Annotated in this window: 20 protein-coding genes and 1 pseudogene; 7 read left to right on the forward strand and 14 right to left on the reverse strand. The window is 66.5% G+C overall.

Features of this window, described 5'->3' with window-relative positions; all coding sequences use genetic code 11:
- Nucleotides 1-655: serine hydrolase (locus ACODS2_RS00005; RefSeq protein WP_488997033.1), on the reverse strand; the 655-nt coding region annotated here is incomplete at its 3' end.
- Between the two features lie 197 nt (nucleotides 656-852).
- On the opposite strand from ACODS2_RS00005, the gene ACODS2_RS00010 reads away from it, so the two are divergent.
- Nucleotides 853-2,238 (forward strand): phosphotransferase family protein, encoded by a 1,386-nt coding sequence (locus ACODS2_RS00010; protein ID WP_488997034.1) that lies wholly within the window; start codon nucleotides 853-855, stop codon nucleotides 2,236-2,238.
- On the forward strand, nucleotides 2,235-3,536 hold the full coding sequence (locus tag ACODS2_RS00015; protein WP_421836415.1) for an acyl-CoA dehydrogenase family protein: 1,302 nt from the start codon (nucleotides 2,235-2,237) through the stop codon (nucleotides 3,534-3,536). Before ACODS2_RS00010 ends, ACODS2_RS00015 begins: the two co-directional genes overlap by 4 nt.
- Before the next feature lie 51 nt (nucleotides 3,537-3,587).
- Here the strand turns inward: ACODS2_RS00015 and ACODS2_RS00020 are convergent, their stop codons facing one another.
- The 8 genes from ACODS2_RS00020 to hisS all read right to left on the reverse strand — a co-directional run bounded on the left by ACODS2_RS00020 (nucleotide 3,588) and on the right by hisS (nucleotide 12,240).
- Nucleotides 3,588-4,136 (reverse strand): hypothetical protein, encoded by a 549-nt coding sequence (locus ACODS2_RS00020; RefSeq protein ID WP_488997035.1) that lies wholly within the window; start codon nucleotides 4,134-4,136, stop codon nucleotides 3,588-3,590.
- Nucleotides 4,136-4,789, reverse strand: coding sequence for a hypothetical protein (locus ACODS2_RS00025; RefSeq protein WP_298168392.1), 654 nt, complete (start codon nucleotides 4,787-4,789; stop codon nucleotides 4,136-4,138). Before ACODS2_RS00025 ends, ACODS2_RS00020 begins: the two co-directional genes overlap by 1 nt.
- A 184-nt stretch (nucleotides 4,790-4,973) precedes the next feature.
- Entirely contained in the window at nucleotides 4,974-6,179 is a 1,206-nt protein-coding gene (gene metK, locus ACODS2_RS00030) for a methionine adenosyltransferase (protein ID WP_298168390.1), read from the reverse strand.
- A gap of 44 nt (nucleotides 6,180-6,223) precedes the next feature.
- Entirely contained in the window at nucleotides 6,224-7,768 is a 1,545-nt protein-coding gene (gene lnt, locus ACODS2_RS00035) for an apolipoprotein N-acyltransferase (RefSeq protein WP_488997036.1), read from the reverse strand.
- 70 nt (nucleotides 7,769-7,838) lie between these two features.
- Nucleotides 7,839-8,756 (reverse strand): DUF4167 domain-containing protein, encoded by a 918-nt coding sequence (locus ACODS2_RS00040; RefSeq protein ID WP_488997037.1) that lies wholly within the window; start codon nucleotides 8,754-8,756, stop codon nucleotides 7,839-7,841.
- 297 nt (nucleotides 8,757-9,053) lie between these two features.
- Nucleotides 9,054-9,884, reverse strand: a complete 831-nt coding sequence (prmC, locus tag ACODS2_RS00045) for a peptide chain release factor N(5)-glutamine methyltransferase (protein WP_488997038.1) — start codon at nucleotides 9,882-9,884, stop codon at nucleotides 9,054-9,056.
- A 5-nt stretch (nucleotides 9,885-9,889) separates the two neighbouring features.
- Entirely contained in the window at nucleotides 9,890-10,960 is a 1,071-nt protein-coding gene (gene prfA, locus ACODS2_RS00050) for a peptide chain release factor 1 (protein WP_488997039.1), read from the reverse strand.
- On the reverse strand, nucleotides 10,957-12,240 hold the full coding sequence (gene hisS, locus ACODS2_RS00055) for a histidine--tRNA ligase (RefSeq protein ID WP_488997040.1): 1,284 nt from the start codon (nucleotides 12,238-12,240) through the stop codon (nucleotides 10,957-10,959). The genes prfA and hisS overlap by 4 nt, the downstream gene beginning before the upstream one ends.
- 106 nt (nucleotides 12,241-12,346) lie before the next feature.
- Between hisS and ACODS2_RS00060 the strand changes: the two genes are divergently transcribed.
- The 3 genes from ACODS2_RS00060 to ppa all read left to right on the forward strand — a co-directional run bounded on the left by ACODS2_RS00060 (nucleotide 12,347) and on the right by ppa (nucleotide 15,680).
- Nucleotides 12,347-14,353: a M61 family metallopeptidase gene (locus ACODS2_RS00060; RefSeq protein WP_488997041.1), complete on the forward strand. Its 2,007-nt coding sequence runs from the start codon at nucleotides 12,347-12,349 to the stop codon at nucleotides 14,351-14,353.
- 1 nt (nucleotide 14,354) lies between these two features.
- Entirely contained in the window at nucleotides 14,355-15,041 is a 687-nt protein-coding gene (locus ACODS2_RS00065) for a DUF1345 domain-containing protein (protein WP_488997042.1), read from the forward strand.
- A gap of 105 nt (nucleotides 15,042-15,146) precedes the next feature.
- Nucleotides 15,147-15,680, forward strand: coding sequence for an inorganic diphosphatase (ppa, locus tag ACODS2_RS00070; RefSeq protein WP_298167121.1), 534 nt, complete (start codon nucleotides 15,147-15,149; stop codon nucleotides 15,678-15,680).
- A gap of 33 nt (nucleotides 15,681-15,713) precedes the next feature.
- Here ppa and ACODS2_RS00075 read toward each other — a convergent pair.
- Together ACODS2_RS00075 and ACODS2_RS00080 are read right to left on the reverse strand one after the other, a co-directional pair.
- Nucleotides 15,714-17,054 (reverse strand): annotated as a pseudogene (locus tag ACODS2_RS00075) (TldD/PmbA family protein); the annotation flags it as partial.
- Between the two features lie 69 nt (nucleotides 17,055-17,123).
- Nucleotides 17,124-17,507 carry a hypothetical protein gene (locus ACODS2_RS00080; protein WP_488997043.1) on the reverse strand — a complete coding sequence of 128 codons (384 nt, stop codon included), beginning with the start codon at nucleotides 17,505-17,507 and terminating at the stop codon, nucleotides 17,124-17,126.
- A 185-nt stretch (nucleotides 17,508-17,692) separates the two neighbouring features.
- Between ACODS2_RS00080 and lptB the strand changes: the two genes are divergently transcribed.
- On the forward strand, nucleotides 17,693-18,460 hold the full coding sequence (lptB, locus tag ACODS2_RS00085) for an LPS export ABC transporter ATP-binding protein (RefSeq protein WP_488997044.1): 768 nt from the start codon (nucleotides 17,693-17,695) through the stop codon (nucleotides 18,458-18,460).
- Nucleotides 18,461-18,504: 44 nt separating this feature from the next.
- A complete protein-coding gene (rpoN, locus tag ACODS2_RS00090; protein WP_488997045.1) occupies nucleotides 18,505-20,064 on the forward strand; it encodes an RNA polymerase factor sigma-54 in 1,560 nt (519 codons plus the stop codon).
- Between the two features lie 36 nt (nucleotides 20,065-20,100).
- Here the strand turns inward: rpoN and ACODS2_RS00095 are convergent, their stop codons facing one another.
- From ACODS2_RS00095 to ACODS2_RS00105, 3 genes are read right to left on the reverse strand one after another with little or no spacing between them, the layout of a single operon-like run.
- Complete coding sequence (locus ACODS2_RS00095) at nucleotides 20,101-20,949, reverse strand: phosphodiesterase (protein WP_488997046.1); 849 nt, start codon at nucleotides 20,947-20,949, stop codon at nucleotides 20,101-20,103.
- Between the two features lie 19 nt (nucleotides 20,950-20,968).
- On the reverse strand, nucleotides 20,969-22,864 hold the full coding sequence (locus ACODS2_RS00100) for a cytochrome c3 family protein (RefSeq protein WP_488997047.1): 1,896 nt from the start codon (nucleotides 22,862-22,864) through the stop codon (nucleotides 20,969-20,971).
- The gene (locus ACODS2_RS00105) at nucleotides 22,861-23,769 is read right to left on the reverse strand and encodes a hypothetical protein (RefSeq protein ID WP_488997048.1); all 909 of its coding nucleotides are present in this window, start codon (nucleotides 23,767-23,769) and stop codon (nucleotides 22,861-22,863) included. The genes ACODS2_RS00100 and ACODS2_RS00105 overlap by 4 nt, the downstream gene beginning before the upstream one ends.
- Nucleotides 23,770-23,772: the final 3 nt, after the last annotated feature.

Raw genomic sequence — 23,772 nt, forward strand, 5'->3', positions numbered from 1 at the left:
CGATCGCGGCGAGGAGCTGCACCATTGCACGCGGCGTGCTGCTCGTACGGGTGTCGATCGTCGTCACCGGATTGACCCGGCCATCATCGCGCACCAGCGTTGCCATCGTGTGATCGAGATGCTGGCCTGTCACACCGATACGGCTGAGCCAGGTATTCACAGCGCCGATCCCGCCAACTGCGGCGATCAGCCCATCGGTTGCGTGGTTGTCGCTGCGCGTGATGGAAAGCTCCATCAGGCTCTGCGCGGACATCACCATGCCGGGCCGGACCGCTGCGACGGCCCCGCGCGATTCGACCGATTCGGCCACCGGCATCATCATCGGAAACTGCTGGTCGAGCCGGAGGCGGCCCTGCTCCACACCGGAAAGGTAAGTGGCAGCCACGGCAATCTTGGCGGTGCTGGCCATCGGAAAGGGCATGTCGCCGTTGATCAGGATCTGCCCGCCGCCATCGAGATCGACCGCCGCGACGCCGATGCGGCCGCGTCCTTGTGACACGATGGCAGAGACCTGCTGCTCGATCGCGGCATCGCGCGCGTTCTGCAGGGTGGTGCCGGGACGCGCCTGTGCCGGGGCGGCGACAAGCAGCAGCGGCGCCGCGCACCACAGTGCAGCCGCGATCCACTTGCTCATCGTCTTGCCACCGGAAGCCATGTTCCCCCTTAGCCCAGAACCCGTTTATGATCCATTAGCAGCCTAACTGATTGTGATTCCGTGGCAAGTGCCGCGTTGACAGGTGGTCGCGCGTGGCGCGCGGCCTGCCGTATCGCAAGCTGGAGCCGAACCGGACGCTGGACATTAATCGCGCGATTAATGATAGTGGCGCGAACAACAGCAAAGCGAATAGCCCGATGAAGAGCGGGCGAGAGGAGCGGATGGCGGCGGACGCGCAGCAGGGCTTGGCCGATGGGCTGGCTGAAGGCCTTGAGCAGGTGATGACGCGCGCCGGCTGGCGCGGCATGGTCACCGGCCTGCTCCGGCTATCCGGCGGTGCCAACATGCAGAGCTGGCGTTTCGAGATCGGCGGTGAAGCCTTCGTGCTGCGCCGCGCGCCCTCGGCTGAATGGGTGGCCAATCGCCAGCTTGATATGGCCAAGGAAGCCGCTGTGATCCGCTGCGCGCGTGCGGGCGGCGTGCCCGCTCCCGAAGTGGTCGCCGAACTTACCCCCGAAGACGATCTCGGCCTGGGCTTCATCATGCGCTGCGTGCCTGGCTCACCCGATCCCGAAAACGCGCTGTCCTCGCCGCCTGCCCTGCTGGGCGAGATCGCGGCCGCGATGGCTGGAGTCCATGCGCTCGATCCTGCCGCGCTGCCATTCCTCCCGGTGCTCGAACCCGCCGCCGGGGTCGAAGCGCTCGCCGCGCAATTCGAAGAAGCCGGAGGCGACCGGCCGCCCATCGCGCTGGGCCTCGCTTGGCTGCGCGCCAACCTGCCGCCCCCGGCGCCGCTCGCGGTGCTCCACGGCGATTTGCGCATTGGCAATATCATGGTCGAAGGCGGGCGCTTGTCTGCCGTGCTCGATTGGGAACTCGCGCACCTTGGCGATGTCCACGAGGATCTTGCTTTCGGCTGCATGACCGTCTGGCGCTTTGGCCGTCTCGACAAACGCGGCTTCGGCCTCGGCCAGATCGCGGACCTTGCCCGCGCCTACGAAGCTGCCGGTGGCACCATGTTCGATCCCGCCCGTTTCCGCTTCTGGCTGGTCTATCGCACGGTGTGGTGGGCGCTTTCCGCGCTTTCGATGGGCAAGGGCTGGCGCAGCGGTGCAGACCGCTCGCTCGAGCGCGTCGTCGTGGCGCGGCGGGCGGCGGAACAGGACCTCGATCTTCTGCTCCTGCTGGAAGCCGAAGCGCCCGAGGCGGAACGCGCACGGCCCTTGCCGCCCGCGCCGCCGCCGCCGCCCGCCTGCGCGGGTGAGCCGAGCGCCGCCGAAATCCTCACGGCCATCTCGGAATGGCTCGCCGCCACGGTCAAGCCGCATATGGCCGCCGGGCGCGAGCGCTTCGAACTGGCCGTTGCGCAGAACGCGCTCGGCATTGTCCGCCGCGAACTCGCCGGTCGGCCCAGCCCGCACGACAGGGCCTCGTGCGAAGCCATTCTCGCCGGGCGCACCACGCTGGCCGAGCCCGGCTTGCTCGCGACCCTGCGCCGCCGCGCACTCGATACGCTGGCCGCCGATATGCCGAAATACCCTGCGCTCAGCGAAGCGCGCCGCATCTGGGAGAGCACGACATGAACTTCGATCTGCCGCAGGAGCTCGTCGATTACCTCGCCGAACTCGACGCCTTCATCGATGCCGAGATCAAGCCGCTCGAACAAGCGGACGACAACATCCGCTTCTTCGACCACCGCCGCGAATGGGCGCGTACCAATTTCGAGGATCAGGGCCTGCCGCGCCACGAATGGGAAGCCCTGCTGATCGAGGCAACGCGCCGCGCCGATGCCGCCGGGCACTGGCGTTTTTCCGCGCCCAAGAAGTATGGCGGCAAGGATGGCAAGAACCTGTGGATGGCGGTGATCCGCGATCACTTCACGCAGAAGGGCCTTGGCCTCCACAACGATTTGCAGAACGAGCATTCGATCGTCGGCAACTTCCCGTTCGTGAACATGTTCGAGCATTTCGGCACGCCCGAACAGCAGGAGGAATTCATCCTCGGCGGCTTCGCGCGCACCCGCCGCGTGTCTTTCGGCCTTACCGAGGCGCGCCACGGCTCCGATGCGACGCACATGGAAACCCGCGCCGTGCGCGAGACGCGCGATGGCGTCCCCGGCTGGCGGATCGATGGCGAGAAGATGTGGATCACCGGCATGCACATCGCCAGCCACTGCGCGGTCTTTGCGCGGACCGAAGGCGAGCCCGGGAACGCGCGCGGGATCACCTGCCTCCTTGTGCCCAATCCCTCGCCGGGGCTGGTGATCGAGGAGTACATGTGGACCTTCAACATGCCGACGGACCACCCGCGGCTCTCGCTCACCAATGTCTGGGTGCCGGAATCGGCTATGCTCGGACCGGAGGGCGGCGGCCTCGCCATCGCGCAGAGCTTTGTCCACCAGAACCGCATCCGGCAGGCGGCCTCCTCGCTCGGCGCAGCCACGTTCTGCATCGAGGAATCGGTGCGGTATGCGCGGGAGCGCAAGCCCTTCGGAGAGGAGCTGGCGCGCAATCAGGCAATTCAGTTCCCGCTGGTGGAGCTTGCCACGCAGTGTGAAATGCTGCGCCTCCTCATCCGCAAGACCGCATGGGAAATGGACCGGCTCGAAGCCGAAGAAGGCGGCCACAAGCGCATCGAGCGCGAGCTCTCCGACAAGGTCTCGATGTGCAATTATTGGGCGAACCGGTTGGTCTGCGAAGCGGCGGACCGCGCGATGCAGGTCCACGGCGGCATCGGCTATTCGCGCCACAAGCCGTTCGAGCATATCTATCGCCACCACCGCCGCTATCGCATCACTGAAGGCGCGGAGGAAATCCAGATGCGCAAGGTCGGTGCGTACTTGTTCGGCTACCTCGGGCCGAGGAAGGGCATGTTCGGGTAAGCGCTTCCGTGCTGCTGGTCCGGCGGTGCTTCTGGCGCGGCCGGACCGGCGTTACCCGGCGCAGGGTATTCCGGCTCGCGCGGCAAGGTCAGCGAGTTCTGCTGCCGCCGTGGCCTGCGCCACCCTATCAGCGAAGGCCATGCATAATGCATCGCCGTCGATCCCGGCCCTCACCACGGCGTGGCATCCGCCCATGTCCGTCGCAGTAACCCAGGCGTCACCCATCAGGCGTTTCGTCATGGCCCTCGTCAGCAGGCCCGGGTCCGGGGCCTCGCCTGCGATCAGCGCTGCCTGGGTGCCGGTCCACCATGGGAAATCGGCAATATCGAACAGGGCAGCGGCTGCGCCGGGCGTGGTCGCCACGGTCCATTCGACATGGCCCAGCAGGCCCAGACGGACGGGAAACGCCACCTGACCTTGCCCGGCGAGCCAGGTCGCCAGCAGCGTCTGGAGTGGCTCCGGAACGCCAGCGTCCGCGGGCTCCGGATCGATGGTCCACGTGACCATCAGCGTTCGTGCGGGGCCATCTTCCGGGAGGTCTCCCGGCCAGAGCGAACAAGGGCCCGGTTCAGCGGTCGAGAGCTCGATCCGCAGGGTCATCAATGATGGCCGAACGGGGTCGGACTTGTCGGGATCTGCCGGAAAACGGTGTCCTCGGCCCAATCGTAGACGACCTCGCCTGCCTGCTCGCCCGCCTTGTATCCCGCGTAGCCGCCAACGATGCAGCCGCCGACGCCGCCGATGGCAGTGCCCTCCGGCCCGACCAGCGTACCCGCGCCGGCGCCCAGTGCGCCGACCGCCCGGCAGCCCACCCAGGCCGACGCCCATGCGCTGACAACTGCGGTAGATCGCCGCATCGGCTTATCGGCAACCACGATCGAGTATCCGTCGGTGGCGAGGCCGACGACGAGCAGGCTTCGGCCGAGGTATTTGAAATACTTCGCGCCCTTGTAGAGAAATGCCCCGCTCCGGCCGGCAAGGTCATGGTTCTTGATCTGGAAGGGCAGAGCTTCTGCCGTACCCTTCTGGTTCCAGTGGTAATTCACCGATTTCGTGTTCTTGTTATACCCATAATCAAGCCGCAGCGTCCGCTTGCCCGTCTTGTCGTGGAAGAACAGGCTGCAGGTCGAGTTGCCCTTGAACCCGCGCGCATCGAGCTCGATGGCAAGGCCGCTGGTGCCGGGAATGGGAATCCTGAGGTAGGACGCGAGACCGACGCTTACAGGTATCGACCCTTTCATCGGTTCGGTCATGGCGCCGCCTCCTTAATCAGACACGCGGCCACGAACCTGCCTGCACCGCAGCGATCCGTCAACAAGACCGCAGTCAGCGCTCAGCCGGGTCAATCCGGTGCAGCACAAATGAAAAGCGCTCCGAAGCGATGCTTCGGAGCGCTTTCATTCAGGCCGGTCTGCGTGCCTATGGCAGGCTACCGGTTCAGGCGAACGCCGCCTTGAGATCATCCACCAGATCGAGGCGCTCCCAGGGGAAGAAGTCGCCATCCGCCTTGCGGCCGAAGTGGCCATAGGCGGCGGTCGGCTGGTAGATCGGCTTGTTGAGGCCGAGGTGGGTGCGAATCGCGCGCGGGGTCAGGCCGCCGAGCTTGGCGTTGCCGAGGATGGCCTGCTCGATCAGGTTGTCGCCCACCGTGCCGGTGTCGTGCGTATCGACATAGAGCGAGAGCGGCTCGGACACGCCGATGGCATAGGCGATCTGGATCGTGCAGCGCGTTGCAAGGCCCGCAGCGACCACGTTCTTGGCGAGGTAGCGCGTGATGTAGGCAGCCGAGCGATCGACCTTGGTCGGGTCCTTGCCCGAGAACGCGCCGCCGCCGTGCGGGGAAGCACCGCCGTAGGTATCGACGATGATCTTGCGGCCGGTGAGGCCCGCGTCGCCATCGGGGCCGCCGATCTCGAACGAGCCTGTCGGGTTGATGTAGTACTTGGTTTCGCGCAGCAGCACCGGCGGGATCACCTCGGCGATCACGCGCTTCACGTAGTCGTGGAGTTCGGCTTCCTTGTCGCCCTCGTCATAGCCCGGCGCGTGCTGGGTGGAGACGACGACGGCGGTTGCGGCGACGGGGAGCGAACCTTCGTAGCGCAGCGTGACCTGGCTCTTGGCATCGGGCTCAAGGAACGGAGCCGCGCCCGAGTGACGGTCGGCAGCCATGCGCTCGAGGATCTTGTGGCTGTAGTAAAGCGTCGCCGGCATGAGATCGGGCGTCTCGTCGGTCGCATAGCCGAACATGATGCCCTGGTCGCCTGCGCCCTCGTCCTTGTTGTCGGCAGCATCGACGCCCTGCGCGATATGCGCCGACTGGCCGTGCAGCCGGTTGATGAACTCGAACTTCTCCCAGTGGAAGCCGTCCTGCTCATAGCCGATCCGCTTCACGGTCTCACGAACGGTCGCCTCGATCTCTTCCTGCGCGCCCGGCGCCCATGCGCCATCTTCGTAGACGCCCTTGCAGCGGATTTCACCGGCCAGCACCACGAGCTGCGTCGTCGTCAGCGTCTCGCAGGCGATGCGCGCCTCGGGATCCTTCGAAAGGAACAGGTCCACGATGCCGTCGCTGATCTGGTCGGCGACCTTGTCCGGGTGGCCTTCGGAAACGCTTTCGGACGTGAACAGGTAGTCGGTGCGCATTGGGGGCTTCCTATGTGATATAAAGAATCCTTTATGTCGCCTCCCTAGCGTCCTCTGCGCCGCCTTGCAACCACGAGCGCAGCGCCCAGCAATACCAGCGCCCATGCGAGGGCGAGCCGGTTGCCAAGCCGGGCAAACAGCGTGGGGGCGTGGGCGGGTGGCACCAGCCCGTCGAGCCGCCCGGCGGTAAGGCGGGGCACGAATTGGCGGACCACACCATCGGCATCGATCACCGCGCTGATTCCGGTCGTCGTGGCGCGCAGTACGGGCAGCCCTTCCTCGATCGCGCGCATCCGCGCCTGCGCCAGATGCTGCGGTGGGCCCCATGCGCCGAACCAGCCGTCGTTCGAAGGGTTGAAGATATAGTCAGGCCGGTGCGCGCGGTCGGCCACTTCGCCGGAGAACACGATCTCGTAGCAGATCTGGAGGCCGGCCTTGCCATGCACGCCCATTTCCAGCGTGCGCGGGCCGGGTCCGGGGAGGAAATCAAGGCTGCCCGAAACCAGCCGCGATAGGCCGAGCGGGGCGAGCCACGTGCGCATGGGCAGATATTCGCCATAGGGCACGAGATGCGCCTTGGCATAGCTGCCCCGGATCGCGCCGTCGGACCCGAGCACGGTGACGACATTGCGCGCGGCAGTCACATCGCCGCCTTGCACCACGAGATCGGTCGCGCCGGTCAGCAGCAGGCTGCCCGGGCCGATCACCCGGCCAATGCGGGCCCGGGCCATCGCCGGGTCCGCCGCATAGGTCGTGGCATCATAGAAAAACTGCGGATAGCCGGGCCGCAGATAATCGGGCAGGCCGCCTTCGGGCCACAGTACGATCCGCGTCGAGCCCGGTGTACGCGGCAGCGAAAGGCGCGCGATACTCTGGAACTGGCCTTCGTAAAGGCGCGGATCGTTGATCGTGTCCTGCCCGATGTTCGGCTGGACGAGGGTGTAGCCGAGGTGGCCCTCGCCGCCATGGCCATGCAATGGCAGCAGCATCAGCGCGGCGGGAACTGCGGCCATCATGGCTGCGGCATGCAGGCGCCCTGCCGTTGCCGTGCGCCAGGCCAGCAGCCAGAATCCGGCTAGCAGCACGATCAGGCCGGAAAGGGCGTATGTCCCCGTCCACGGCGCGATGGCGGCAAGACCGGGTCGGCTGAAACCACCCAGCGCGGCCATGGCGAGCGGGTTCCACGCAAACCCGGTGAACAGGGTGGCGCGCAGATATTCGGTGATGATCCAGAACCCTGCAAACGCTGGGAGCAACGCAGCCTGCCACCGCCGTGCAAGCCAAGCCGCGAGGAAGGCGGCGAGCGCGGGAAAGACCGCGAGGTAGACTGCCAGCAGCACGACCGCGATCCATCCCAGCCACGCGGGCATCGCCGCCTGATAGGTGAAGGCGGTTGCGATCCAGTTGTTGCCGAGCGTGAAGTAGCCGAGCCCGAACAGCCAGCCTGCCAGCGCCGCGCGGCGGGCCGAGCGCGCGCGCTCGATCCGGACGATCAGAAACGCCAGCGCAGCCAGCGTGAAGGGCCACAGCGCGAGCGGCTGAAAACCGGTCGCGGCCAAGGCACCTGCGCCGATCAGCGCGAGCGGCATCAAGCCTCTTGCCGATCTTTCCACGCGGCGACCCCGCTCAGGCCCGTTCAGGCGCTGCGACTGGCCGCGATCAGCCTTCTGCGGCTTCCGGCAGCGGATTCTTGCGCGGGCGACCACGGCGCTTGGGCGCCGGAGCCTCGGCAGCAAGCGCTTCGGCTGCAGGTGCCGACCCCGTTGCAGGTGCTTCCTCGACCGGCTCAGCCGAAGCGCGAACGCCGATGGCGGGCGGCAGGCTCAGCGGATCAAGCGCGGCGACTGGCGCTTCCTCGGCCTCGCGGCGGGGGCGGCGGTCGGTGCGGGGGCGCAGACCGCGCTGCGAACGGCTTTCGCGCACGAAGGGATTTTCGGCGGCATCGCCGATCGGCTCGCCTTCATCGGCGCGGACCATTGCTTCGGGCATGGCTTCCGGCTCGAAACGAGGGCGCTGGTTCTCGCGCGGCTCACGGTTTTCACGCTGGTCCCTATTTTCGCGCGGTTCACGCGGCTCGCGGTTTTCGCGAGGCTCCCGGTTCTCGCGGGGTTCCCGGTTCTCGCGCGGCTCACGGTTTTCGCGCGGCTCGCGGTTTTCGCGGTTTTCGCGGGGCTCGCGATTCTCACGAGGCTCGCGCGGTTCCCGGTTTTCCTCACGCCGGACTTGCGGGCGGTCGAAAGCGGGGAAATCGTTGTCCATGGAGAAGTCGGTGCCGTCGTCTTCGCCTTCGCCTTCGTTCCAGCGCTCACCGTTGGGGCGCTGGCGCTGATCGTCGGTGCGCGGGCGGCTGTCGGCGATGACGCGGAAGTAGTGATCCGCGAACTGCAGGTAGTATTCAGCCTGCACGCGGTCGCCATTCAGGTGTGCGTCCTGCGCCAGCTTGCGATACTTTTCGAGCATCTGGGGGGCATTGCCCCGCGCGCGGCTATCGATCCGGTTGAGTTGCTGACCGCCACCCTGCGGGCGGTTGTTGTTCCCGCGACCGCGCCGGCGGTTGTTACCACGATTGTTGTTCAAGTCAGGCACTTTCCTGTTTCGGTGCAACCTTGACCCAGGCAAGTTAAACGTTGTGTTCAACCTGGGCCAGACGTGGCGCAACTCGTGGGTCCGGTCCGGCCAGCCCCGCCGCCGCGCATATTCAACCACGATATGGTATGTTCGTGGTTCCCAGCATTTGCGCGCTGCCGGCCTGCCTTGCCGGCCATCGATGCAAATGGTGGAGTAAGCCGGGACGGGAAGCCTTCATCCGTCGCCCTGCCTGCGGATCTGATTAGTGACGCGCCGCCACCTTGCCAAGCGAAATGTTTGCCCAATTTACGTCATTTCGACGCAGCGGGGCCGCCCAGCAAGGTCCGGGTGGACTGTGGCGGTGAGCCCGGCGTCGTGGGCCAGTGCCACGACGGCTTCGCCCTGCGTCGCCCCGATCTCGAACAAGGCGGTGCCGCCGGGCGCCAGCATGCCGGGCAAAGCGGGGATCAGCAGGCGGTAGTCATCAAGGCCCAGCGGCCCTGCAAACAGCGCCTCGGCCGGTTCATGGTCGCGCACCGAAGGCTCAAGTTCGGCGTCTGTTTCCACATAGGGCGGATTGGCGAGGACGAGGTCGAACCTGTCGAGGCCTGCGGTCCAACCGGGCTGGGTCCAGTCGCCTGCAACGATCCGCGCGCGTCCGGCGAGGTCGTTGCGCGCGGCATTGCGCGCGGCGATTTCGCGCGCGGCGGCGGAGCGTTCCAGCCCGATCCCCTGCGCCTCGGGCCAGAGCGACAGGGCCGCCAGCAGCAGCGCACCCGAACCGGTACCCAGATCGAGAATGCGCGCCGGCGGGCGTCCCTCGCGCAAGAGGCGGGCAACTTCGACCACGGCCTCGCTGTCGCCGCGCGGGATCAGCACCGCGGGGCTGACCTCAAGCTCGAGGCCATGGAACGGTTGCGTGCCAAGGATATAGGCGATCGGTTCGTGGCGCAGACGGCGGTCCAGAATGGACGTGAAGTTCGCTGGAGGTCCGCAATGGAGGTGCCGCAGCAGCAGTTCGGTGCGGCTTACACCAAGCGCATGGGCCATAAGGAGCTCGGCATCGAGCCGCGCGGTATCGCTGGTCGCGGCGAGCCGTGCGGCGGCATCGCGCAGCGCCGAGCGAACGTCAGGCATGCGCCTCAGGCATCGAGGGCCGCGAGGCGCTTGACCTGATCCTCGGCGGCGAGCGCGTCGATCAGTTCGCCCAGGCCCGGGCCTTCGAGGATTTCGGGCAGGCGGTGCAGGGTCAGGTTGATGCGGTGATCGGTCACCCGGCCTTGCGGGAAATTGTAGGTGCGGATGCGTTCGGAACGGTCACCGGAACCCACCATGGCCTTGCGCGCCTCGGCTTCCGCCCCGTGTGCTTCGGCGCGGCGCAGATCATAGAGGCGCGTGCGCAGCACCTGCATCGCCTTGTCCTTGTTTTTGTGCTGGCTGCGCTGGTCCTGCTGAATCACGACAAGGCCGGTGGGCAAGTGCGTCAGCCGCACCGCCGAATCGGTGGTGTTGACATGCTGGCCGCCCGCCCCGCTGGCGCGGTAGATGTCGATCTTGATGTCACCCGGCTCGATCTGCACGTCGACTTCGTCTGGTTCGGGCAGAACGGCCACCGTCGCGGCGCTGGTGTGGATGCGCCCGCCGCTTTCCGTCACGGGCACGCGCTGTACGCGGTGCACGCCGCTTTCGTACTTGAGCTTGGCGAACACGCCGGTGCCCGCGACGTTGGCGACGACTTCCTTGAAGCCGCCCAGTTCGTTGGCATTGGCGGAGACCATCTCGACCCGCCAGCCCTGTTCGGCGGCGAAACGCTCGTACATCCGGTAGAGATCGGCGGCGAACAGCGCGGCCTCGTCGCCCCCGGTGCCGGCGCGGATTTCGAGCATCGCGGGGCGGCTGTCGGCACTGTCACGCGGCAGCATCGCGATGGCGAGCGCGCGCTCGGCCTCGGGCAGTTCGGTGCGAAGGTGGGCGATTTCCTCTTCGGCCAGCGCCCGCATTTCCGGATCGGGATCGCTGCTGGCGCTGAGTGCGGCGAGTTCGCCCCGCATCGTGCTGACATGCGCAGCGGCGCGGGCGACGGGCTCGAGCTCGGCATAGTCGCGGCTCGCCGTGACGAAGGCAGGGCCTTCCAATGTGCCCGAAGCCAGCCGCGCTTCGAGTTCAGCGAAGCGGGAGGCGATCTGGGCAAGGCGGGTGTCGGAGACGCTCACCGCAACTCCGCGAAGAAAGCGTCGTAGACCTCGCCCGCCTTTGCAGCGACAGGCGAACCGTTTTCCGTCGCGCGGAAAGACTTCCAGTTATTCCCATCGCGCACGTCGAGGGACACAAGGGCAGCCGGGTTCAGCTTCTTGGCGCGATCGAACCGTTTGCGCGGGCTGCCGGTGGCAATAAGCTCCGCCGCCAGACCGGCTCGCCGCATGGCAGCAACGAGCGCCAGCGCCTCGATCTCGCGCACTTCGTTTTCAGCGACGACAGCCACGTCTGGCCCAGCCTCTGCCCTGTCCCCCACCAGCATCGCCAGCCGCTCGATCCCCGCAGCCCAGCCGACGGCCGGCGTGTGCGGCCCACCGAGCGCTTCGATCAGGCCGTCATAACGCCCGCCGCCGAGCACGGTGCCTTGAGCACCCAGCCGGTCGGTGACGAACTCGAACGCGGTGTGGCGGTAGTAATCGAGCCCCCGCACCAGCGTTGGCGCGCGCGTCCACGCCACGCCAGCTGCATCCAGCCCGGCGGTCACCTTGCCGAAAAAGTCCTTCGCTTCGTCCGAAAGGAACGCGTCGATCATCGGCGCGTCGGCAGTGAAGACTTTGTCGCGCGGGTCCTTGCTGTCGAGGATGCGCAGCGGGTTCTTCTCAAGTCGCTCCTGCGAATCTTCGCTGAGTTCGCCCTTCACCGCGCGGAAATAGTCGATCAGCGCCGCCCGCCATGCCTCGCGGCTGGGGGCATCGCCCAGCGTGTTGAGTTGGAGCGTGACGCCGTCCGATATGCCCAGCTCGCGCAGGATCTGGTCGGCCATCACAAGCAGCTCCACATCCGCCTGCGGTTCCGCCGCACCGATGATCTCGGCGTCGATCTGGTGGAACTGGCGGTAGCGGCCCTTTTGCGGGCGTTCATAGCGAAACAGCGGGCCGTGCGTCGCGAGCTTGAGCGGCGCGTGTTGCTGCCAGCCGTTGGTGAGATAGGCGCGTGCGATTCCGGCGGTGAATTCGGGGCGCAGCGTCAGCGATTCGCCGCCGCGATCCTCGAAGCTGTACATTTCCTTGGAAACGACATCGGTCGTCTCGCCCAGGCTGCGGCTGAACACTGCAGTCTTTTCGAACACCGGCATCTCGGCGCGGCGGAAGCGGTATAGCCGGCGCACGCGTTCGAAGGTCTCGACCACGAAGGCGAAAGCCTCGGCGTCGGGGCCGAAGATGTCCTGCGTGCCGCGGATCGCCTGCGGCGTTGCGGTTGCCGGTTTCGGGGCGGATGTGTTCTTGTCGCTGCTCATGTCAGTGCGCGCGATTAGCGGGAATGTGGTCAGGGGGAAAGGGGCGCAGGCTGCCCAATGGTCGGGGCCGGTTGCAGTCACGCAAGCTTCGCGCCATGAAGCGCCGATGATCACGACCTCGATGCGCGCTTTGCGCCCTGCCGCCCTGCTGACTTTCGCCGCAGCTCTGCTTGCCACCACCGCCCCGGTCTGGGCGCAGGTTCAGCCGCCGACGAACACCCGCCCCATGGCGGTGCCGATTGTCGAAACGATCCCGGATGCCGAGGACAAACCCTATCCCGGCACGATCCAGCTGGCGATCGATGCCAGCGACACCACCACCGGCGCCTACCGCGTGACCGAGACGATTCCGGTGCCTGCCGGCCAGTCGAAGCTCACGCTGCTCTATCCCAAGTGGCTGCCCGGCAACCACGGGCCCAAGGGCACGATCGCCGAGCTTGTCGACGTGCGCTTCTACGCTGGTGGCCGGTTGCTGACCTGGACCCGCGATCCGGTCGACGTTTTCGCCTTCCATGTCGATGTGCCGGCCGGCGCGGGCGAAGTGACCGCGAAGTTCATCCACACCTCGCCGCTGCGCGAGAGCGAAGGCCGCGTCACCATGACGCGCGAGATGCTCAATCTGCAGTGGGAGAAGATGAGCCTCTATCCTGCCGGGTACTACGTGCGGCAGATCAAGGTGCAGCCGACCGTCACGTTCCCGGCGGGCTGGCAGGTCTTCACCGCGCTCGATGGCAAGGCAGCGAACAACAACGTGGTGACCTGGGGCGTGACCGACTACGAAACGCTGGTCGATTCGCCGATCTTTGCCGGGCTCTACGCCGCCCGCCACGATCTTGGGCTGGGGGTCTGGTTCGATCTCGTGGCCGACAAGCCCGAGCTTCTCAAGATCGCGCCGGAGAACCTGCAGGTCTATCGCAACATGGTGGACGAGGCGATGCTGGCGTTTGGCGCCAAGCACTTCGATCACTACGATTTCCTGCTGGCGATGACCGACCGCATGGGCGGGATCGGGCTGGAGCACCACCGCTCGAGCGAAAACCAGTACGAGCCGCGCACGCTTATCGACTGGGTGGCGGGCGACTGGGATCGCAATGTGATCCCGCACGAGTTTTCGCATTCGTGGGACGGCAAGTATCGCCGTCCGGCCAAGCTGTGGACGCCGGACTACCGCGCGCCGATGCAGGACAACCTGCTGTGGGTCTATGAAGGGCAGACGCAATTCTGGGGTCTCGTGCTTGCCGCGCGTTCGGGCGTGCAGAGCAAGGAGCAGGTGCTGGGCCAGCTCGCCAACTATGCGGGGTCCTTTACCCAGTATCCGGGCCGTGAGTGGCGATCGGTCGAGGACACCACGCACGATCCGATCATGGCGAGCCGCAAGCCCAAGCCGTTTTCCTCGCTCGCGCGGAACGAGGAATACTACACCGAAGGCGCTCTGGTCTGGCTGGAGACCGAGGCGATCCTGCGCGAGGGCACTGCGGGCAAGAAGGGTATCGACGATTTCGCCAAGGCATTCTTCGGCGTCAACAACGGCGACTGGGGCGTGCTGACTTACGAGCTCGACGACGTGGTGAAGACGTTGAACGGACTCTATCCCTACGACTGGGCGGCCTTCTTCAAGACCCGCATCCAGACACCGGGCCAGCCCTCGCCGCTCGGCGGGATCGAGCGCGGCGGCTACAAGCTGGCGTGGAAGGAAGAGCCCAATCCTTACGACAAGGCACGGATGGCGTCGGCCAAGTACATCTCGCTCAACCATTCCATCGGCCTTGCGATCGACAACGACGGCAAGGTGACCGGAAGCCGCTGGGATAGCCCGGCGTTCCGCGCCGGGATCGTTACGGGGATGCAGATCCTCTCGGTGAACGGCAAGACCTATGATCAGGAATCGATCAAGGCTGCGATCACGGCTGCCAAGGGCACGGCTGCTCCGATCGAACTGATCGTCAAGCGCGACGATGTCGTGCGCACGGTCCAGGTGCAGTATCACGATGGGCTGCGCTGGCCCTGGCTGGAGCGCGCCGCACCGGGCACCGCGCCGACCGGGCTCGACAAGCTGCTGGCGCCGCGCGCGCCGGCCGCAAAGCCGGCTGCCAAGAAGCCGGCCGGGAAGTAACGTGGACAGTAGCGGCGGCTCCAGCGCTGACCGGGCCAGACTGCGGTTCGGCCAGCGCTTTGCCCCGCTGCGCTTCGTGCTGTTTCTCGTCCTGCTGGTTGTGGGGGCCGCCGCTCGCGGCTGGATGACGGGCTACGCCGATCTGGCCGATGCGCTGGTCGTCGGCTTCGATCTGGCAGCCGCTGGCTTTCTTCTTTCGCTGATCCCGCTGCTGCGCGAATGCGACATGGCGACAATGCGGCGGCATTCGGAAGAAAACGATGCCAACCGCACGATCGTGCTCGCCGTCAGTACGCTGATCACGCTGGTCGTCATGGCCGCGATCGCGGGCGAACTGCCCGCTGCCAAGCACGGCGAGCCGGGGGCCTTGCTGCGCTTGATCGCCACGCTGCTGCTCACCTGGCTGTTTGCCAATGTGGTCTATGCGCTGCACTATGCCCACGAATACTACCGGGCCGGCGCGGTCCCCGGCGAGGATGCCGGCGGGCTGGAGTTCCCCGGCAGCGGACACCCGGACTACCTCGATTTTGCCTATTTCTCGCTCACGCTTGGAATGACGTTTCAGACCTCCGACGTGGAGATCTCCTCGCGGACGATTCGCCGGATCGTCACCGCGCATTCCTTCGCGGCCTTCATTTTCAACATCGGGGTGATTGCCTTCACCATCAACGGGATCGGCGGCATCTAGCGGTGGAATGAGGACGTTGCCTCACGTTCATGTTGCGACGCACAACGCGCGGCGCTAGAGCCCCGTTACGTTTTCAACGCCACTCCGGCCCAGCGAAGGCATCCCATGCGCATCGACATGATCCCTACCGGCGAAAATCCGCCCGAGACGCTCAACGTGATCATCGAAGTGCCGGTCGGCGGCGAGCCGGTGAAGTACGAGTTCGACAAGGCTTCCGGCGCGTTGTTCGTCGACCGCATCCTGCACACGCCGATGCGCTATCCGGCGAACTACGGCTTCGTGCCGCACACCCTTTCGCCCGACGGCGATCCGCTTGACGCGCTGGTGATCGCGCGCTCGCCCTTCGTGCCCGGCTCGGTGGTGCGCGTACGGCCGATCGCGGTGCTCAACCTCGAGGACGAGCACGGCGGAGACGAGAAGCTCATCTGCGTGCCCGACGACAAGACCTTCCCCTACTACCGCGACGTTGCCGAGCAGAGCGACCTGCCCGAGATCGTGCTCCAGCAGATCGAGCACTTCTTCACCCACTACAAGGACCTCGAAAAGGAAAAGTGGGTCCGCGTCGGCAAGTGGGGCGGCGCCGAGGATGCCAAGCGCATCACGCTCGAAGCGATCGAGCGCGCCAAGACCGCGAAGTAAGCTGCGGTTGAGGGCGCCGCGGCGCCCACAGTCCCCCGCGACGCTGAGCCCGTCGATCCGCAGAGTCGGCACATCGATGCCGCGCCAGGTTTCGAGATCGTCCGCTGCAACAAGCCGCGCGAACATGTCGATCAGGTTGCCCGCCACGGTGAACTCGGCAATCGGCCCGGCAATTTCGCCGTTCACGATGCGATAGCCCGAAGCGCCGCGGCTGTAATCGCCGGTCACGCCGTTGACGCCGTGGCCGATCAGCTCGGTCACATAGATCCCGTCGGCAATATCAGCCATCAGTGCGGCGCGGCTCACGGATCCCGGCTGCAGCACGAGATTGCCTGCCGTGACATGCGGCGCGCCCGATCCCCCGCGCGAGGCGTGGCCGGTGGGCACCGCGCCGAGCTGGCGAGCCGCGGCGGAATCCATCAGCCAGCCGGTCAGGCGGCCCTTCTCGACCAGGTTGCGCGCAGCCGTCGGCAGGCCTTCACCATCGAACGGGCGCGAGCGCGGTCCGCGCAGGCGGTGCGGATCTTCGCTGATGGTGATCGCGGAATCGAAGATCTGCGCGCCGTCCTTGTCGAGCAGGAAACTGGCGCGGCGCGCGATGGCCGAGCCCGACATGGCGCCGAGCAGATGGCCGACCAGCGAACTGCCGACCCGCGGATCGAACACGATCGGATAGGCGCCGCTCTTGACCCGGCCTGGATTGACGCGTGCAACGGTGCGCTCTCCCGCTTCGCGCCCGATCTCGGCGGGCGAAGGCAGATCGGCGGCGTGGCGCGCGCTGCGCCAGGAATAATCGCGCTGCATGCCGCTGTCCGTCCCCGCAAGCACGCTGGCCGAGCGGCCGTGGCTGGTGGCGGCATAGGCGCCGCCAAAGCCGTGGCTGGTGGCCAGTGCAACGACGCCGCGCCCGGCGCTGGCGCTGCCACCTTCGCTGTTGGTGACGCCGGGGACAGCGCGCGCGGCATCCTCGGCTTCTTCGGCCCAGCGCCGCAGCGTTTGCGGATCGGGTTCGTTGGCATCGACGAGATCGAGATCGGCCACGCCGCTGCGCAGCAGCAGCTCTTCCGGCGCAAGGCCGGCGAACTTGTCCGCCGGGGCGGCGCGGGCCATGTCGACCGCGCGGCTGGCCAGCTCATCGAGCGCGCTGTCTCCCAGATCGGTCGAACCGATCGAAGCCGAAGCACCGCCGACGAACACGCGCAGGCCGATATGTTCGGATTCGGAGCGCTCGACATCTTCAAGTGCGCCGAGGCGGACCGAGACGGCCTCTGACGAATCGGCGATATAGACGGCATCGCCGGCTTCGGCGCCAGCCTTCAGCGCGCGTTCGATCAGCGCGTGGCAGCGCTCCTGCGCCTCATGGGGGGAAAGCATCGGGGGAACGGGCCTTTCAAACGTACGGTCGTCTGGCCCTGCATATAGGTGCCGCCGCGCGGCGGGCAATCAGAACAACGAAACCAGTGCCCGGAACACGGCAGCAAGCAGGAACGGCAGGCCGATCGCGACGGCCCAGGTTGCCAGTTGATCGCGGCGGAATGCGGTGCTCAGGGCAGGATCAGCGGCTTCGCTATCGCTCAGGGCTTCCCAGCGGCGCTCGAAGTGGCGGAACATCGGAATGATCCCGGCGACCAGCACGACCAGCGCCATCATCGGCAGCATCGAGCCGCCTTCGCCTTCCAGCGTGCGCAAGGTCACGAAGATCTGGAGGCTGGTGTAGACGAGCAGGCCGTAGGCGACAGTGTCGCTCATCCGTTTGCGCCAATCGAGTGCGTGGCCCTGCATGGCTGTGCCTTCGCGTCCCAGATCCGCAGCAATTCCCTTGCGCATCGGTTGTGCCCCCGTTTCTGCCTCTCCAAGCGGAGTAGACCACGACTTCGGGAATGTTTCAAGCACTGCAATATTACCGGGGGTCTATCCTGACGCATCTCGCGGCGAGACATGCATAAATCCTGCCAAAGGCGCGCAGACGGGCTTTGCCCGCGCCGCGGACCGGGCTATGGACCAACTCGATTATGGATGAGACGCCCGCCACTGCGACCAACCAGGCAACCCTCGCCCAGGGCGGGCTGGAAGTTGTCTCGATCGCCAAGAGCTATGACAAGCGCGCGGTGCTGACCGATATCTCGCTATCGGTGGGCAAGGGCGAAGTGCTGGGGCTGCTCGGGCCCAACGGTGCGGGCAAGACGACCTGCTTCTATTCGATCATGGGTCTGGTGCGGCCGGATTCGGGGCGCATCCTGCTTGATGGCGTCGACATCACCCGCCTTCCCATGTATCGCCGCGCGATCCTCGGGCTGGGCTATCTGCCGCAGGAAACCTCGATTTTCCGGGGCATGACGGTCGAGCAGAACATCATGACCGTGCTCGAACTGGTCGAGCCCGACAAGACCACCCGTGCGGCAGAGCTCGACCGGCTGCTCGACGAGTTCGGCCTCATCCGCCTGCGCACCTCGCCTGCCATGGCGCTCTCGGGCGGTGAACGGCGGCGCTGCGAAATTGCCCGCGCGCTGGCGGCGAATCCGTCGATCATCCTGCTCGATGAACCGTTCGCGGGCATCGATCCGCTTTCGATCAGCGACATTCGCCACCTCGTGATCGATCTCAAGAATCGCGGCATCGGCGTGCTGATCACCGATCACAACGTGCGCGAGACGCTCGATATCGTGGACCGCGCCTGCATCATCTATGGCGGGCAGGTGCTGTTCGCCGGGAGCCCCGAAGCGCTGGTTGCCGATCCCAACGTGCGCCGGCTTTATCTGGGCGAAGGCTTCACCCTATGACATTTCGGGGTGTGATTCTGCCGAGACCGGGAGGATAGGCGGCGATGGCGCTGGGTCCGCGGCTCGACCTCCGCCAGAGCCAGTCACTGGTCATGACCCCGCAGCTTCAGCAGGCGATCAAGCTGCTGGCGCTGTCGAACCTCGAGATCGAGACCTTCATCGGGGAGGCGCTGGATTCGAACCCGCTGCTCGAACTGGGCGAAAGCGGGCCAGATGGCGGCAGCGAACCCGTGTTCGAGGGCGAGCCCGACGCGCTGCGCCGCACGACACTCGAATCCTCGCCGGTGGATCAGCTGGTCAGCGAAGGGCGCGCGGCGGATGACCGGCCGCTCGATATCGACGCCACTGCGCTCGACCGCGACCGCGATACCGGTGACGGTGATCAGGGTGGAGGCACGAAGAGCGATTTCACCGACAGCCTCGGCGATTTCGGCAGCAGCGGCGCGGGCGGCGAAGCGCCGGACATCAACGAGCGCGGCGGGACAAGCGAAACGCTGGCCGAGCATCTCCATGCGCAGATCGGCGCGGTCACGTCGGACCCGGCGTTGCTGTTTGCCGCGCGCTGGCTGATCGATCAGATCGACGAGGCGGGCTACCTCACCACCACCCTCGAAGACGCGCGCGAGGCGCTTGGCCTGCCGCAGACGGCGGTGCAGGCGGCGCTGGCCCTGGTCCATTCGCTCGACCCCACCGGCGTGGGCGCGCGCAATCTTGGCGAATGCATTGCGCTGCAAGCGCGCGAGGCGGATCGCTACGATCCCTGCATGGCGCGGCTCATCGACAATCTCGATCTGCTCGCACGCGGCGAGATCGCGCGATTGAAGCGGCTCTGCCAGGTCGATGACGAGGACTTTTCTGACATGCTGCGCGAACTGCGCAGCTATGATCCCAAGCCCGGCCTGCGCTTCGGCAGCCGCCCGGCCGAAGCGGTCGTGCCCGATATCCTCGTGCAGGCAGTGATTGGCGATGACGGTGCAGGCCAAAGTCACATCGAGGGCTGGGACATCGCGCTCAATCCCGCGACCCTGCCGCGCCTGGTGGTCAATCGGCGATACTATGTTGAGATGCGGCATGCCTGCGTGGGCAAGGATGCCAAGGCGTGGCTGGGCGAGCGGCTGGCCGATGCCAACTGGCTGCTCAAGGCGCTCGATCAGCGGCAGAAGACGATCCTCAAGGTCGCTGCGGAAATCGTGAAGCAGCAGGAAGGCTTCTTCCGCATGGGCGTCGCGCACCTGAAGCCGCTTACCCTGCGCACCGTGGCCGAAGCGATCTCGATGCACGAATCGACCGTGAGCCGCGTGACGTCCAACAAGTACCTCCACTGCGCGCGCGGTACTTTCGAGCTGAAATACTTCTTCACCTCGGGCGTGGCGTCGTCGGATGGCGAAAGTTCGGTTTCGGCGGAGTCGGTCAAGGCAGTGATCCGCCAGTTGATCGATGCGGAAGACCCCAAGGCGGTCCTTTCGGACGATACCCTTGTCGATCTCCTCAAGGCGCGCGGCTTCGATCTCGCCCGGCGGACGGTCGCAAAATACCGCGAGGCCATCGGGCTGGGGAGCTCGGTGCAGCGCCGCCGGCAGAAGGCGCTGGCGGGCGTGCGCTAGTCTGTTCGGCTTGCGCGGGGCGGTGCCGCCCCTGTTTCAGCCAGGCCGCTCAGCCAGCATGTGCTGGATCATGCCCTGCAGATTGGCGTCATAGCGGGCAAGGATCGTGTGATCCTCCGCCGTCTGCCAGTGCGTCACCAGTTCGCGCCCGTTCCACCAGTGCAGCGCATAGGCAGGTGGATCGGCCACGATCAGCGGGCGATGGTCGGGATGGTCGGGATCGATCGGACTGAGGTCGAGCGCGACTTGCGGCGCGGTCGAGGGGCAGGTGGCGACGACGAGCTCTTCCCAATGCGCCGTCACCGCGCGGTGGATATGGCCGCAGACAAGGCCGATCACATTGCTCCGACCGCGCAGGCAGGCGGCGAGGCGTTCGACCCAGGGCTCGGCCGGATCGGTGTTCATCCACGCGATGCCCACTTCGATCGGCGGGTGGTGCTGCACGATCAGCGTCTTGCGCTCCGGCGCGGCATCGAGCTGTGCGGTGAGCCAGGCGGCACGCTCCTCGCAGAAAGCGCCGCCGTGGCGGCCTTCCTCCAGCGTATCGAGCACGAGCAGGCGCAGCGCAGCGGTCTCGATGGCGTATTGCAGGAAGCCGCCGGAAAACATCGCTTCCGGGAAGACTTCGGCAAAATTGGCGCGCTCGTCGTGGTTGCCGAGCGCGAAGTAGACCGGGAAGGGCAGGCCGGAGAGCGCTTCGCGGAGCCGTTCGTAGCTGGCGCGGTCGCCGCGGTCGGTCAGGTCACCAGTGGCGAGCAGCATGTCCGGCTGCGGCACCATGCGCGCCAGTTCCGCCACCACGCGGTCGAGCCGCTGGCGGTTGAACTCCGCGGGGCTGTCAGGCTCGAAGCCCAGGTGGATATCGGTGATCTGTGCGATCAGCATCCGGCGGTCCCAAGTGCCTCTAGCGCGGGGCTGGTGGGTGGCGAGTGCGGTCCCACGCTGCCGTAAGCAGTGCAGGGCCCTTGCGCTGTTCAGCCGGCTTCCACGGAGCGCCACTGTCCATGTGATATTCGTGGCACATCGCGCAGCCCGATGCGACCGGTTCCTTCACGTGCGCGCCGGCGAGCTTTGCCCCGCCTTCGCCGACATGGCACGAGCGGCAGCCGCCTGCGCCGTCGATCCCCGGTAAGAGCACGGCATCGGCATCATTCGAAGTGGCTGCCTTCACATGGCAGGTCACGCATTCGGACTTGCGGTGGTCCTTATGATCGAACCAGCCCTTGCTGTAGTAGCGCCCGTTCTGCACGGGCCGCTGCACAGTGAAACCGGCGGTTGCCGCGCTCCCGCCGCGCCCGATCGTATGGCAATCATAGCAAAGGCCGCCCTTGCTGAAGACGGCAGCCACAGCCGCGTCTGCCTGCATGGGATAGAAGTGGACCGCGCGGGCAAAATCCGCTGCGGTCGATTGCTGCGCCGCTGCGCCGGGAATGCGCCGCGCCATGCCCGAAAGGCTGGCTGGGCGCGGCGGCATGCCGCCCCGGAACGCGGCGCGCAGATCTGCGACGACCTGATCGGGCTGGCCATGGCGCAGCGTGCGGAAAGTGCCGCCGATCTCGTCGAAAGTCAGCGCGTGGCACGATTGGCAGGCCTTCTCCATCTCGATCGGCTTGAACCGCGCTCCGCCGCTGTCGGTCTGGTGGCAGTCCTTGCAGCCAAGCGCATCATTAGAGGCAAACTGGCCCGGACGGCGGCGCACCATTTGCGCGATGCCGTTGGTTGTGGAGAGGTGCTGGGCGTGGGTGAACTTGAGCCCGGTGCGCTCCTTCATGCCGTCCTGCCAAACCGCGCGCTGGACCATAGGTTTGCCATCCCCGCCGATCCCGGCCACGAGCATGGGCCGGAACTGGGGATGGGCCGTCCCGAAATCGGCGGCATCGGCGATCTGCGTGTCGGGCAAGCGCGTCTTCAGTCCATCGTGGCAGGTGGTGCAGAATTGCTGCTGCGTGGCGGGCATAGCACCCGCGCCCTCATGCTCGGTGTGACAATCGACACACCGGCCAGCGGGTTTGTTGAAAGCCTTGGCCACCGCGCGCTGGAATCCGGCGAAGCCGCCCGGCTCGCCCCGTGCCTTCAGCAGCCGCGCGCCATCGGCGATATGCTGGTGCGCGTCCTCCTTGTGGCAGGTCATGCAGGCGTTGTCGCGCACCGCCACGAAGGGCTGGACATGGCAGGCCTGGCAATCTCCGCCGAGGTTCTTGTGCGCAAGGCTGAGAGTGCCCGAGGACCATGCGGCATCGCCGTGCATACCCGCCGGCCGGCGCGCATCCTTGTGCAGCGCGAGCGGCTGGTAGGTCGCCCACGACCAGATCGGCACCGCAAGGAACGCCAGCAGCACGAGCGCCGCGAAGCCCCAGGCCGAGAGCCGCTTGCCCGGCAGCAGCTTCTGCAGGGTGTAGGCGCTGCCGATATCGATGGCCTCGGCGCTTTCTGAAACGGCCTCCACCCTGCGCACGGTGAAGCTGGGCAGGCCGCTCTCCGCCTCGCGCGCGAGGGTGATGCGGTGGCCGCCAAAGCCGAGTTCGGCGCCCGTCGCCACATCCAGTTCGCTTGAAGTGGCAGAGCGGCCGTTCACGGTGAACGGCTGCGCGCCGATCGATTCGATCAGCAGTGTCTCGCCATCGATCGCGCGGATGCGGGCATGGCGGGGATCGACGGCAAGATCGGGCAGATGCATGCCCGAGGACCCGTCGCGGCCGATGACGAGGACGTCGCTTTCTACAACCGCACGGCGGACGATTTCCTCCCCGCTGGATTTGAGCGCGATCTGGCGGACGACAAAGCGCATCGGCGCGGTCACCAGTAGAAGAACACGCTGACGACATGCGCGCAAAGCGCAGCGATCAGCGCGAACGTAATCGGCACGTGGAGATAGAGCCAGGCCTGCAGCCAGCCCTTGATCCGCAAGTGCCGCCGCAGCCGTGCCAGCATGGCCTCCTTTCTCGTGAGCAGCGCGTCCACCTTGTCGAGCGGATCATCGGCGGTGCGGGGCCGGTGTGCGCGCAGCCGTCGCAGCTCGCTCGCCGCTTCGCGCGTGGCATCGCCGGGATAGCGACCGGTAAGGCGGCTGCCGATCCCGCCTGTGAAGGGATCCTGCCCCAGGCTGCGACCCACCAGCATGGCGCATTCGGGATCGAGCGGCTGCGCGGCTTCGTGGAGCTGGCGGTCTAGCGAGCGCAGCGCTTCCACCATCTGCTTCTCGGTAATCGCGCCTTCCGCGTCATAGCGGTTGGCCGAAAGTGCGCGCGGCAAGGTGGCATAGGCCGTCACGCCAAAGATGCCCGAGACGATCACGATCATCATCAGCACCCAGACCAGCGTATGCACGTTCCAGCCGAAGGCGAAGCCGGAATGGAGCGTGCCGATCACGATCAGCAGCACGCCGAGCCAGACATGCGCTGATGTCCACCCCTTCAAGGACCAGCGCCCCGGCGTGATCGCACGCTTGCGCATGCCGAGCGCTGTCAGCCAGAGGATCAGCAGCGCGCCCACCGTGCCCAATGTGTAGCCCAGCCAGCTCGAGCCGAAGTGGTGCGGGGGTAGCGGCACGAAGATGTAGAGCAGGATCAGCGCAGCCGCGAGCGCGGCGGCAATCTTGATCCACTTGCCGCCGCGATGAACGAGGAAGCTCTCGTGCGTGCTCTGCCGTTCGCGCGTAGTGCCGGTGCGGCGGCGGGGGGCGGCAGCTGGTGTTGTTGTCGCCATGGC

The organism is Novosphingobium sp. FG137 (genome assembly GCF_057809735.1).